At 34.3% G+C, this 13,209-nt stretch carries 15 protein-coding genes; 1 reads left to right on the top strand and 14 read right to left on the bottom strand.

The window, feature by feature from the left end; all coding sequences use genetic code 11:
• Positions 1-79: 79 nt before the first annotated feature.
• The 3 genes from ACFOZ1_RS16085 to metG all read right to left on the bottom strand — a co-directional run bounded on the left by ACFOZ1_RS16085 (position 80) and on the right by metG (position 4,335).
• Positions 80-1,327, bottom strand: a complete 1,248-nt coding sequence (locus tag ACFOZ1_RS16085; RefSeq protein WP_390200914.1) for a ubiquitin-like domain-containing protein — start codon at positions 1,325-1,327, stop codon at positions 80-82.
• Between the two features lie 181 nt (positions 1,328-1,508).
• Positions 1,509-2,279, bottom strand: coding sequence for a TatD family hydrolase (locus ACFOZ1_RS16080; protein ID WP_390200913.1), 771 nt, complete (start codon positions 2,277-2,279; stop codon positions 1,509-1,511).
• 97 nt (positions 2,280-2,376) lie between these two features.
• Positions 2,377-4,335 carry a methionine--tRNA ligase gene (metG, locus tag ACFOZ1_RS16075; protein ID WP_390200912.1) on the bottom strand — a complete coding sequence of 653 codons (1,959 nt, stop codon included), beginning with the start codon at positions 4,333-4,335 and terminating at the stop codon, positions 2,377-2,379.
• A 299-nt stretch (positions 4,336-4,634) separates the two neighbouring features.
• Between metG and ACFOZ1_RS16070 the strand changes: the two genes are divergently transcribed.
• A complete protein-coding gene (locus tag ACFOZ1_RS16070; protein WP_390200910.1) occupies positions 4,635-4,913 on the top strand; it encodes an AbrB/MazE/SpoVT family DNA-binding domain-containing protein in 279 nt (92 codons plus the stop codon).
• Positions 4,914-5,367: 454 nt separating this feature from the next.
• On the opposite strand, the gene rsmI is transcribed toward ACFOZ1_RS16070, so the two are convergent.
• The 11 genes from rsmI to ACFOZ1_RS16015 form a co-directional block, all read right to left on the bottom strand.
• Positions 5,368-6,228 carry a 16S rRNA (cytidine(1402)-2'-O)-methyltransferase gene (gene rsmI / locus ACFOZ1_RS16065; protein WP_390200909.1) on the bottom strand — a complete coding sequence of 287 codons (861 nt, stop codon included), beginning with the start codon at positions 6,226-6,228 and terminating at the stop codon, positions 5,368-5,370.
• Positions 6,197-6,502: a GIY-YIG nuclease family protein gene (locus ACFOZ1_RS16060; protein ID WP_390200908.1), complete on the bottom strand. Its 306-nt coding sequence runs from the start codon at positions 6,500-6,502 to the stop codon at positions 6,197-6,199. The genes rsmI and ACFOZ1_RS16060 overlap by 32 nt, the downstream gene beginning before the upstream one ends.
• Complete coding sequence (locus tag ACFOZ1_RS16055; RefSeq protein WP_390200988.1) at positions 6,489-7,181, bottom strand: tRNA1(Val) (adenine(37)-N6)-methyltransferase; 693 nt, start codon at positions 7,179-7,181, stop codon at positions 6,489-6,491. The genes ACFOZ1_RS16060 and ACFOZ1_RS16055 overlap by 14 nt, the downstream gene beginning before the upstream one ends.
• Positions 7,182-7,305: 124 nt before the next feature.
• A complete protein-coding gene (gene yabA, locus ACFOZ1_RS16050) occupies positions 7,306-7,650 on the bottom strand; it encodes a DNA replication initiation control protein YabA (protein ID WP_390200906.1) in 345 nt (114 codons plus the stop codon).
• Positions 7,651-7,665: 15 nt separating this feature from the next.
• Positions 7,666-8,493 (bottom strand): PSP1 domain-containing protein, encoded by an 828-nt coding sequence (locus ACFOZ1_RS16045; RefSeq protein ID WP_390200904.1) that lies wholly within the window; start codon positions 8,491-8,493, stop codon positions 7,666-7,668.
• Between the two features lie 12 nt (positions 8,494-8,505).
• Positions 8,506-9,489 (bottom strand): DNA polymerase III subunit delta', encoded by a 984-nt coding sequence (gene holB, locus ACFOZ1_RS16040; protein WP_390200902.1) that lies wholly within the window; start codon positions 9,487-9,489, stop codon positions 8,506-8,508.
• 86 nt (positions 9,490-9,575) lie between these two features.
• Positions 9,576-10,016, bottom strand: a complete 441-nt coding sequence (locus tag ACFOZ1_RS16035) for a YaaR family protein (protein ID WP_390200900.1) — start codon at positions 10,014-10,016, stop codon at positions 9,576-9,578.
• A gap of 20 nt (positions 10,017-10,036) precedes the next feature.
• Positions 10,037-10,366 carry a cyclic-di-AMP receptor gene (locus tag ACFOZ1_RS16030; protein ID WP_390200899.1) on the bottom strand — a complete coding sequence of 110 codons (330 nt, stop codon included), beginning with the start codon at positions 10,364-10,366 and terminating at the stop codon, positions 10,037-10,039.
• A gap of 37 nt (positions 10,367-10,403) precedes the next feature.
• Positions 10,404-11,039 carry a dTMP kinase gene (tmk, locus tag ACFOZ1_RS16025; protein WP_390200898.1) on the bottom strand — a complete coding sequence of 212 codons (636 nt, stop codon included), beginning with the start codon at positions 11,037-11,039 and terminating at the stop codon, positions 10,404-10,406.
• A 3-nt stretch (positions 11,040-11,042) separates the two neighbouring features.
• Positions 11,043-12,473: an aminotransferase class I/II-fold pyridoxal phosphate-dependent enzyme gene (locus tag ACFOZ1_RS16020; protein WP_390200896.1), complete on the bottom strand. Its 1,431-nt coding sequence runs from the start codon at positions 12,471-12,473 to the stop codon at positions 11,043-11,045.
• A gap of 205 nt (positions 12,474-12,678) precedes the next feature.
• The gene (locus ACFOZ1_RS16015) at positions 12,679-12,867 is read right to left on the bottom strand and encodes a sigma factor G inhibitor Gin (protein ID WP_390200894.1); all 189 of its coding nucleotides are present in this window, start codon (positions 12,865-12,867) and stop codon (positions 12,679-12,681) included.
• Between the last annotated feature and the right edge of the window lie 342 nt (positions 12,868-13,209).

The raw sequence follows: 13,209 nt of genomic DNA, 5'->3' as shown, positions 1-13,209 counted from the left end.
ACGATTTTACATTATTATAGCATAGGTTGAATTTGTAAAGAAAAAAACTGATAAGGAGTATCCTCATCAGTTCCACATCTTATTTATATATTTTCACTTTGACTGTTTTACTACCATAATCACGAGCTTGTTGAATTGTTGGTAAATGTACATCAATACGATTTCCCTTAATGTTTCCACCTGTATCTCTTGCAATTGCATAGCCATACCCTTCAATCCATACTTTCGTGCCTAGCGGGATTACATTTGGGTCAACAGATACTACGCCATTCGGATTTGCTTTTAAATCATAACCGGTTGATGTTAGTCCTCTCCCATCACAGGAAGCACAATCCCAATTATATGCTGTAGCATGCATATATAGCGTCGTCACACCATCTTCTTCTGTCCCTCTTGATGCTAGTGTTTGAACATCTTCTGTCGTTGTTGCTGCTTTAGCAACGGTAGTTGTCACAACTGGTTTTGACTCTTCCTTCGTTCCTACTGCAACCACTTGCTCTTTTGCTGCTTTTACGGTTTCTTCTTTTAGCAATTCACGGGATACTTCTTTTCCATTTTCCAACACGACTTCATAATGCTTCTCAATCGTGCCCTTTTCCCCTTTTGTTACAACTTCTTCCGTTCCTTTTTTTATCGATGCATCACTCTTTTTGACAATAGCAAAATCAACCTCTTCTTCTACAATATCTGTTACCTTCTCTACTCTTGTAACGTCAATTTCTAATGACTCAGATACTTCCTTATCCTTACTTGGTTCCACACGGTCTAATTCTGTTAATTCCACATCATTGTTTGCTAATAATTCCGCAATCGTACCACCAGTTGTCCATATTGTCTCTTTCTTGCCTGCATCATTAATTGTCACTTCGAATGCTTTATCAATATGTATGTTTAGATTGTCTTTGATTGCTTCTTCTTTATTATGTGAAATACTGTCATGTTCAGATAATGCAATAGCTTCTTTTTCTAAAAAATCTGCTACTGTTTCTGCTGTTGTATAATATGTCGTCTCTTGTTCATCTTCCATTACAATGACTTTTTTAGCAATAGTATGTTCTATTTTCATATCTCGTGTCACTAATTCATCTAATTCGTGAGAAAGATCATCATATTGGTGTACATCAATAGCTAGTTCATTCAGTACGTCTTCGACAGTCTTTGCATGTGTGCGGATTGCCATTTGCTCATCTTCTTGGACAACAGTAACTTCTACCTTTGTCAATTCATAAAATAAAAAACTAATAGTGCCAATTACTATAATTAAAGTTAATGCATAGATGAAGTCCTTGTTATTCAAGAGTTTTTGCAAATTAAATACTCGTCTCATGAACGAATCACCCCTCCTTCTTCTCGCCGTTGTATTATATAAAGACCTTTCTGAACTGTCAACATACCCTTTTGGTAAAAAAGAACAGAGAAACCTATGTGTATCAATGGTTTCTCTGTTCTTTTTTAAGAAATATTTCAGTTTCTTTACATTCACGTAACAATAGTGACAACTTGTTTTTCTATCCATTAATTTGGAAAAGTCGTTTGGCATTTTCTGTAGTTTGTTGGCATAATTCGTCATAACTTACATTTCTTAATTCGGCAATTTTTTCTGCTACTAAGGAGACATATGCCGGTTCATTTCTCTTGCCACGATTTGGGTGTGGTGCTAAGAAGGGACAATCTGTTTCAATTAATAACTTATCAGCAGGAACGATTTTTGCTACTTCTTTAGGCAATGTAGCATTTTTAAATGTTACAGGTCCACCTAATGAAATATAAAAATTCATCGCCAAGCACTTCTCGACATAAGTAACGGAATCGTTGTAACAATGCATAATGCCACCAACTTCATGTGCATTCTCTTCTTCTAATATACGAATAATATCCTCTGTTGCCTCACGATTGTGAATAATAATCGGTAACTTTACTCTTTTTGCTAGAGCGATTTGTTTTCTAAATACTTCTTTTTGAATATCCTTTGGTGACTTATCCCAATGATAGTCTAATCCCATTTCTCCAATCGCAACCACTTTTGGGTGTTCAGCTAATTCCTCTATCCATGCTAATTCTTTCTCCGTTAAATCTATTGCATCAACTGGGTGCCATCCGATTGCTGCATACATATGCTCATTTTCCTCTGCTAGTTCTATTGCTTTTGGAATTGTCTCATGATCAAATCCAACAACTACCATATGTGTAACCCCAGCTTCTTTTGCTCGTGTAATGACTTCTTTCCGATCTTCATCAAATTGATGTACATTCAAATGGACATGTGTATCAAATAACATATACATCCTCCTATAGTATTACTTTTACTCACATTAACAAATTTATAAACAGTAAGGAAAACGCCTATCTCATTCAGATAAGCGTTGTACTGTTTTCTTATTTTACAACAGAGCCATTCGGTAAATCAGACGCGACTGTTGCTAATGATAAGTTCCCTTCACTGTCTTCACCTGACAAAATCATCCCTTGTGATAATTCTCCGCGTAACTTCACAGGTTTCAAATTCGTCACACAGATTACTTTTTTTCCTACAAGCTCTTCTGGTGTATAGAATTTGGCAATTCCTGATACAACTTGACGTTTCTCTGTACCTAAATCTAATTGAATACGCAAGAGCTTATCTGCCTTCTTCATTTTCTCTGCCTGAATCACTTCTGCTACTCGTAAATCTAATTTCATAAAATCATCGTACGTGATTTCTTCTTTTTGCTCTGTTTCTGTTTCTTTCTCTTTCTTCTCAGGTGTTGGAGCTTTCATTAAATCTTTAATTTCTTGTACTTCTTTTTCTACATCTAAACGTGGGAAGATTGGATTCTTTTTCACAACAGAAGCTCCATCACTTATTACCCCAAATTGAGACAAACTATCCCATGTCTTAGTAGCAGAATCTGTTACACCGATTTGTTCAAAAATTCGCTCAGGTGTCTCTGTTAAAAATGGTTGTAATAATACTGCCGTTCTACGTAGACTATCAACAAGGTGTGCCATAACATTGCCAAGACGTTCTTTCTTACTTTCATCTTTAGCAAGTACCCATGGTTCTGTTTGATCAATATATTTATTTGTACGGCTTATATATTTCCATATATGTGTTAATGCAACAGAAAAGCTCATCTCATCTAGTGCCTTTTCTACTTCTGTTATCGTTTCTCTAGCTAATTGTTCTAATTCTACGTCAAATGTATCTTCTTCTTGTTTAAATGGTGGAATTACCCCATCAAAATATTTGTCAATCATAGCTACAGTTCGATTTAATAAATTCCCTAAATCATTTGCTAAGTCATAATTCGTACGATCAACAAATCCCTCTGGTGTAAATACACCATCAGAGCCAAATGGCACTTCTCGTAATAAATAGTAACGTAGTGCATCTAATCCATAACGATCTGTTAAATCAATTGGATTGACAACATTTCCTTTAGATTTAGACATTTTTCCATCTTTCATTAAAATCCAACCATGTGCAAATACTTTTTTCGGTAAAGGTAAATCTAATGCCATTAACATAATTGGCCAATAAATAGTATGGAATCGCACAATTTCCTTACTCATTAAATGCACATCTGCTGGCCAATATTTCTGATAAAGATGATCATCATCTGTCCCGTAGCCTAATGCAGTAATATAGTTAGATAAAGCATCAATCCATACATAGATTACATGTTTTGGATCACCAGGTACTTTGATTCCCCAATCAAATGTAGTACGAGAAACAGCTAAATCCTCTAGTCCTGGTTTGATGAAGTTGTTAATCATTTCATTTTTTCGACTCTCTGGAGAAATAAATTCTGGATTTTCTTCATAAAATGCTAATAATCGATCAACATATTTACTCATTTTGAAGAAATAAGATTCTTCCTTTACATTGTCGACAGGTCCTCCACAATCTGGACAGCGACCATTGTCTAATTGTCTTTCTGTAAAGAATGATTCACATGATGTACAATAGCTTCCTTCATACTGATCTAGATAAATATCCCCTTGTTCTAATAATTGAGCAAAAATCTTTTCGACAACTTTTTTGTGTCTTTCTTCTGTTGTACGAATAAAATCGCTATAAGAAATATCAAGTTTCTTCCACAAGCCTTTAATTCCACTCACAATATTGTCGACATATTCCTGTGGTGTCACACCTGCTTCATCTGCTTTTTTCTGGATTTTTTGACCGTGTTCATCTGTACCTGTTAAATACCTTACATCAAAGCCTCGTAAACGTTTATATCTCGCCATTGCATCTCCAGCCACTGTACTGTATGCATGACCAATATGTAGATTGCCACTTGGGTAATAAATAGGTGTCGTAATATAAAATGTTTTCTTATTATTATTCGACATTTTCTTTCCTCCTTCATTCTGCTTACATTTCTTCCAATCATTTCGCTATCAATCAGTCTATTTTTTATTGTAGCGATTTTTAAAGTAATTTTCCATTATTATTGTGCTTTTTTCCTCAATATAACTAAATTCTCCCCAATACATACACCCATTTTACGTAACTTACATTTTTTTATAAATAATTGAAAAATAAGTACATTTCAGTTTGACATTAATGGCAACTAATGGTATTATTACGCTATAGGTGTCGAATAATGACGAATTTATTTTATTACAAATGTTAAAAGGGGAGAATAAATATGAAATCAACAGGTATCGTACGTAAGGTGGACGAGTTAGGTCGTGTAGTTATTCCAATCGAACTTCGTCGTACATTAGGAATTAATGAGAAAGACGCTTTAGAAATTTATGTAGACGATGAAAGAATCGTTTTACAAAAATATAAAGCAAATATGACTTGTCATATTACTGGTGACATCTCTGATAATAACTTAACATTAGCAGATGGAAAATTAGTATTAAGCCCAGAAGGTGCAAATATGCTAATTGAAGAAATCCAAAAGAAATTAAACAAATAATACAATTTTGAGTAATATTTAAAGCTTCAGCGTCTAGTTTGTGGACTGCTGAAGCTTTTTGTTATGAGCTAGGAATTTATAAAATGAATACTTGTAGACTAATTTTAACGTTGATTCGTTCCAGTCTCTACGTTTCTTATCGGGCGCTTTCGCTTTTGGTTCATCCAGCTCAATCGCCCAGAAACTTGGTGACTTCACGCATCAACTATCAATAAGTCATCATCGATTCGTCCCTCATCGTGATTCCTTTATTTCTGTTGTTGCGTTCCAGTCTCTACGTTTCTTATCGGGCGCTTTCGCTTTTGGTTCATCCAGCTCAATCGCCCAGAAACTTGGTGACTTCACGCATCAACTATCAATAAGTCATCATCGATTCGTCCCTCATCGTGATTCCTTTATTTCTGTTGTTGCGTTCCAGTCTCTACGTTTCTTATCGGGCGCTTTCGCTTTTGGTTCATCGATGATATATTTGGTATACTTCTCGCTTTGGAAGGTCTCTGTCTTTTGCAACTTGTTTAATTGCCTCTTTACTAGAAACTTCATTTTCCTTCATAACGAGTGTAATATGTTCTTCAATCGATAATTCTTCCCACCAATTGACTTTATCTACTTTTTTCCCTTCAATAACGAGGCACAGTTCACCTTTAAATGTTTGGTCACTTGCCCATTGTGCAATTTCCTCTAAATCCCCACGAATAAACTCCTCGAATTTCTTTGTTAGCTCTCTTGCTATACTTATTTTACAATTACCGAGCGTGTCTCTTAAATCCATTAATGTATCTTTTAAGCGATGTGGTGACTCATATAAAATAAAAGTGGTTTCTAGTTGTTGCAAATAAGATAATGCTTGTTTCCGCTCTTTATTTTTTCTTGGTAAAAATCCATAAAAATAAAAATGGTCTGTCGGTAAGCCTGACCCGACTAATGCACATATAGCTGCACTTGCACCTGGTAATACGACAATCGTAATATCTGCTTCTATTGCTGCTTGTATAATCTCATAGCCAGGATCAGATATACCAGGCATACCAGCATCACTTACAAGCGCAATATCTGAACCATTCGACAATTTATCAATAATTTGTTCTTCTCTTGATAGTTTGTTGTGTTCATGGTAAGATATCATCGTTTTCTTTATTTCAAAATAGTGAAGTAATTTCCCTGTATTTCTTGTATCTTCTGCTAAAATGAATTCGACTTCTTTTAATATGCGTAATGCTCTCATCGTTATATCTTCTAGATTACCAATTGGTGTTGGTACAATATATAAAGTTCCTTTTTGATCATCCTTCTGAAAGCTCTTTTGAATTCTCATTCATGACAAACCTTTCTTTCTCATTTTCTAAAATGAGCTTCATTTTGTGATATCTTGTTAATTTCTTAATCCTTGCCTCTAATTGTAATGCTTCTGACTTTGACTCACATTCCTTTTGAAATACAACGGTGAAAGGGCCACGTCCCCTTGTATATTTTGCCCCATTCCCATTTTGATGCATCTTAACTCTTCGTTCGACATTAGTTGTGTAGCCAGTGTATAAAGTTGCATCCTTACATCGCAATATGTAGACATAATGTTTACTTTCTGCCATACAATATCCCTTCTAATTCTGTTGTGTAATTTCCATCCTCTGTAAAGGCATATAATGGTTCGAGTAACTTTAAATCACTTTTTCCATCGCGAATTGCTTCAATTAATACAATATTTGCTTCTTTTCCATACTTCGGATAAACGAACTGGAGACGTTTTGGTTCTAATTTATATTTTCTGAACAATGTTAGGATATCTACAATGCGCCCAGGTCTATGTACCATTGCTACTTTTCCGCCAGATTTCACGATATGGCTACACACACTTACCACATCTTCTAATGTACAATAAATTTCATGTCGAGCAATCGTAAGGTAATCATTTTTGTTCAGATGGTCTTTATGCTCTGTTTGAAAATATGGTGGATTTACTGTCACATAATCATATTTATTGTTTTGGATAACAGATGGCATATCCTTGATATCTTTATGTAGCATTTCAATTTGATTTTCTAAGTTATTTAAGGCAACATTTCGAGATGCCATATCATATAAACGTTCTTGAATTTCCACTCCTGCAATAGGGACACTCGTATGTTTAGATAAAAGAAGTGGAATCACACCATTTCCTGTACATAAATCAATAATTTTCCCCTTTTTTCTAGGAATATTAGCGAAATTTGCGAGCAGTACTGCATCTAACGAGAAAGCAAATGCAGAAGGACTTTGAATGATCTTCATGGATTCATTTGCTAGCAAATCATCGATACGCTCATCATCTTTCAAACACACTTTCACAAACTTTCTTCCCTTCCGTGTTTTAGAAAAGGCTGACACAATTGCGTCAGCCTCCTCTATCAAGCATTTATTTCGTTTTATTAAGAAATAGTAAGCAGAATAAACAATCTCCGTCTTGTCTTGGACTTCCAAAATGCACATTACAAATATGAAAACCTTCTTCATATAGACGTGCTAAATTATCATAGCCTTCTCCAACGGTCATATCTGTTTCTGCTTGATTCGCATCTTTTTGATCATTACTCTCTTCATTATCCATCCGTTTTCTTAAATGATGGTTTTCCATTTCTAAGCGATGATTCTCTTCTAGAATGTCTCGTAATTGTTGTTTCAAATCTCCTAATTGTTGATACAATTGACCGATTTGTTCTTCCATATCTGATACTTGTTCAAATAATTCCTTTTTATTCACTTATTATTCACCCCATCATTCTACAACCTGGGTTTTAATAATTCCTTCTTCTATTAACTCATCTAAAGTATATTCGATTACACGTTCTTTAGATGGAATTTCTACTTGTATCACACGCTCTAAAATATTCAGTCCTACTACTTTTCCTTTGCCGTATGATGTGGTAATGTGCTCGCCTAAATCTGGCAATTCTTTTTTTGCTGTCTCGTAATCATCATTTTCGTATTTTAGACAACACATCAGTCGACCACATAGCCCTGAAATTTTTGATGGATTTAAGGATAAGTTCTGATCTTTTGCCATTTTAATAGACACAGGTTCAAAATCCCCTAAAAATGTAGAACAACATAACATTCTACCACAAGGCCCTATTCCTCCAAGCAACTTCGCTTCATCTCTTACACCAATTTGTCTTAATTCGATTCGAGTCTTAAAAACAGATGCTAAATCTTTTACTAAATTACGGAAATCAACACGTCCATCTGCAGTAAAATAAAAAATTACTTTATTGCGATCAAATGTATATTCCACATCAACTAGATTCATATCCAATTCATGTTCTCTTATCTTATCTTGACATGTTTGATAAGCCTCATCGGCAACTTCCTTATTTTCTAGCACAATATGCTTATCTTTATCATCAGCCATACGAATAACTTGCTTTAATGGTAGAACAATATCTTCTTCATCTATACATTTATTCGCAACAACTACCTTACCAAATTCGACCCCACGGACAGTTTCTACAATTACATAATCTTCTGTAGTAAAATTCCACTCTCCTGGATCGAAGTAATATATTTTACCCGCTTTTTTAAAGCGAACTCCAATTACTTCTATCATTTCTATTCACCTCTATATTTGAAGTGTTAATTGTTCTATAACTAACTGTGGATGTACATTTTGTTCGAGCTTTCTTTTCGCTTCCATAATCAATGTAAGATCATTCGTTATATCTTCCATCGACCAATTCATTGTTGCTTGTTCTATTTTATCTAATTGGTGGCTAAATACAATAGAAGCTTTCGCATCAATTTGGAAATGTACCATATCTCGGAACAGCACAAGTAATAAATCTAATCCTTCTTGTAACTGCTTCCTTTCTTTAAAATGTGGCATCCACTGTGTATGCACAAATATCGGCACTTCGTCTTTGTTATTTTGAAGTAGTTCAACTAATTGTACCACTAATTTTCTTGCCTGTGCAAACCAAGTATCTTTACTTCTTTCTATTGCTTCATCAAAATTTTGTGAGAATGTTGCTAAGATCCTTGCATTTGCTTCTGTTATACCTGCATCCTTTAGTTTATTTTCTAGTTGTTCTTGATTAAGTGGCTGGAATGCTAGTAATTGGCAACGTGAGCGAATAGTAGGGATGATGGATTGGCTATTCTCTGTTAACAATATGGCAGTCGTTTGTTGACTAGGTTCTTCTAAGAATTTTAATAAACGATTCGCAGCATTTACTGTCATTTGATCTGCTTGTTCAATTATATATACTTTTTTATTTGATTCTAACCCTGTGTAGTTGAATTCTTTTTTTAAATGTGCGATTTGGTCTGTTTTGATAGAAGCACCATCTGGGATAATAACATGTATGTCAGGGTGATTTCCACTATCAATTCTTTTGCAATCCGTACATGATTGACATGGTTCGACTCCTATCCTTTGTTTACAAAAAATACTTTTTGCTAATAATATGGCAAATTCTCTTTTTGGTGTACCATAATCACCAAAGCAAATATACGCATGTGATATTCTGTTTTTTACAATACTATTTGTTACCATTTTCGTAACAACAGGTTGGCTTTGTTCCATCTCTTCCCAACTAGTATTCATGATTAGTCCTACTTTCTTCATACATGTTGGAAAAAGGATAGATTCATATTGCTAATCTATCCTCTTTCTGTACAAACTATTTCTACTTACGTATATAAATTAATCAGTAATCCTTTAATCTCACCAATTAAGTCTAGAATTTGTATAGAGTTTTTTTCACGGTCTAATACGGTTTCTGTTAACTCAACTAATTTTGCATCTATTTCTTCTACTACACTTAATTGCCTGTGGTCACTATCCAATAGAAAACTATGCGATTGTTTTATCTCTAATCCATAATCGACTGTTTCTTTTAAGAATCGCTTAACCAAGCGTTTATATGCTGCTAGGTCTTTAAAGGAACGAAATCTTGCAATCTTCTTCCCTTGTACCGTGATTTCAGACATGAGCCTACCCAATTCAGCTTCATTTAATTGGCTTGCTTGTGAGCGAACCATTTGTTGAAATTGTTGATTGGATGATTTCCTTTGGCCTTCATTTCTTTTCATAGCCTCTAACTGTGTTCGCATATCTTGGCTAATTTTCATTCAACATGCCTCCTCATATGCTAAAATTGATGGAAAGCATCTACAGGTACAACAAAGACTGTAGCACCACCAACTTCTACATTAATTGGCCGAGGGATATATGAATCTGCATTCCCTCCCAGTGGGGAGACAGGTGAAACCATTTGTTTACGTTGACTGCAATTATCTTGGATTACTTGAAGCGCATCATCTACTTCTTGATCTTCACACCCAATCATAAGTGTTGTGTTTCCTTCTTTCAAAAATCCCCCAGTTGAAGATAATTTGGTCGTCTTAAAATTCCTCTCACCTAATGCATCAATCAACCGATTACTATCTTTATCTTGAATCACTGCCAAAATTAATTTCACTATATTCGCCTCCTTTTTTCTATAGACACTTGAAATATTAGTTTGTATCTTTTAAATAGTTAGTAATAACATGATATGTTTGTTCTTCTACCTTTATTATAGCAGAACTAGCATCAATCTTCTTTATTCTTTCAGGAAACTTTTTTAATAAATGATGATATGCTTCATACACATTTTGATGAAAGGACATTTCTTCTACATCCAACCGATTTACTTCACGTAATCCATTTGCTTTAATTCTAGCTAACCCTTGTTCAGGAGTAATATCAAGTAATAATGTTAAATGAGGCATATACTCTTCTATTGCAAATTGATTGATTTGATACACTTGATCCATCCCAAGTCCTCTTGCTACACCTTGATATGCAAGACTACTATCAATAAATCTATCACATAAGACCACTTTGCCTTTTTGTAATGCTGGAATTACTTTTTCTACTAAATGTTGTCTTCTTGCAGCAGCATATAATAACGCTTCTGTTCTTGCATCCATCATTGTATTTTTTTTATCTAGTATGATTTCTCTAATTTCTTCTGATATCGGAATTCCGCCAGGTTCTCTTGTTACTATAACATCATAATTATCTGCTATTAAACGTGTAGCTATATTTTCAATAATAGTAGATTTACCTGCTCCTTCGCCACCTTCAAATGTGATAAAAGCACCTTGCATCATTTATTCTCCTTTAAATACATTTAACCCTTTAATATGTTTATATGGCTGAAATGTGATGTGATTATTTTGTAAATAATTAATTTGTTCTATATGTATCGAATGAATTCTTTCACCTTTTAATATAATTGGGATACCAGGTGGATATGGTATGATTGCTTCAGCTGCAACACACCCTATACTAGCATCTAAATCTACCCACGTCATTTGCTTTGTACGCATCTCTTTATAAGATAATACCAATTCTTGTGTTTGATATAGCAAATGACCTTGAATTTGCTCATGCGGTTGTTCCGCTCGCTTGATCCTCTTTAATTTTTGTTTTATTCTATCTAATCGCTTTTCTAATTCACTTATTGCTACTGTTTCTTCCAATCCGAATATAAGTAGAATATCTTGGTTTGTTATCAACTCTGGATACAACTGTTCCTCTTCCAATAATTGTGCAATCAATTTAGTTGAGGTATGATTAGGCTTTAGTATGATTTTTAACGGATCATCACTTATTTCTACTAGCCAATTCTCTATTTCTTGAAAAAGTTGTTTCACTTGATGAATGTATTTAGTTACGTCTTTATATTTCTCATATGTATACAACGCTAAATAATGTCTCGCAATATCCAAACTCGCCATCATTAAATAGGACGGGCTACTAGATTGAAGCATTTGTAGGTAATACTTCACTTCCTCCTCATTGATTCTACTCCCTTTTCCAATATGTAAAAATGCACTCATTGTTAAAGCTGGTGTCATTTTGTGTGCAGATTGAACAACCATATCTGCACCTAGCGATATTGCAGATGGTTTATTAAAATAAGGAATCGAATAATGGCAACCATGTGCTTCATCCACAAGGACTGGGATATCATACTGATGTGCAATCGTAATATAGTCTTTCAAATGATATGTGTGACCAAAATAGTCTGGATAGGTCAGAATGAGGGCTTTTGCTTTGCTATACTTCTTACAAGCATATTGAACAGTTTCAATAGTTGGTTCTACCAATCGATTTACGGCTTTATTATAATTCGGAGCTAGAAAAATAGGTTTCGCACCTGCTAATTCCAATCCATTGATAATGGATTTATGGCAGTTTCTTTGCACTAATACATAATCATCTTCTTTACATGTTGCAAGAATCATTGCTAAGTTACCTACAGTGCTGCCATTCACTAAAAAAAATGTTTCCTTTGCACCAAACCATTCTGCTGCTAAATGCTGCGCTTCCTTAATTACTCCATCAGCAGCATGTAAATCATCTAATCCTGTAATCTCTGTTTGATCTAATTTCATTAATTCTCCGAAGATAGTATGTCCCTTTATTGTTTTGATCCCGCCATTTTTATGCCCTGGAACATGAAGTGAAATTGGATTTTTATTTGTATGTTCTATTAATTTCTCATATAATGGTAATCTGTCCTGATTTATCTCCAAAGAAACACTCCCATTCGACAAAAACACTTTTTTCACGTGAAACATTTTGTTAAAAAACAAAGAAACTTGTTCACATTCATTATATACTATCTATGTTCATCTGAAAAAAGATACCTATGTTTATCACTATAAGGTAATGGCAAAAAAATAATCACTATAAAAGTGACACATGTACATCGTATTATTTATTTCCATCTATATATCGTCATACATTAAGTGAATGATTAATTGCTTTTAATTTATCAACATACAAATGATAGGATTCATCTGTCGGATCAGTATGAATAATCGCTTGTTCACATGTTGCACAGATATACATATGATAAATATAGTATCCATCTTCTTTAACTTGTTCACAAATACCACATTTCGCTTTTGTTTGATTTCTCCCCATTTCTAACACCTCCTACCTTCATTATTACCAATCTATAAAAATATATTCTTCTTTTCTATTATTTTTTTATTGATAGTAATGTTTGTATTATATAGAAACAGTGAGACCTTACAGATTGACCTCAGTTTCAGTAATGATTATGTCTCACTCGGTCCATCTATACACATTTGGTAAGCTGTTATTGTATAACCATATCAAGCGATTTTTCATTTTCCTAAACAAGAAAAAAGACCTACCCTAGTATGCTAACTAAGATAAGTCCTTTATAATTGCCTGGCAACGTCCAACTCTCGCAGGGGCAAGGCCCCAACTACCATAGGCGCTGGAGAGCTTAACTACTGT

Source organism: Gracilibacillus marinus (genome assembly GCF_042651725.1).
Taxonomy (GTDB): domain Bacteria; phylum Bacillota; class Bacilli; order Bacillales; family Amphibacillaceae; genus Gracilibacillus; species Gracilibacillus marinus.
This window is presented reverse-complemented; position numbering and strand designations above follow the sequence as displayed.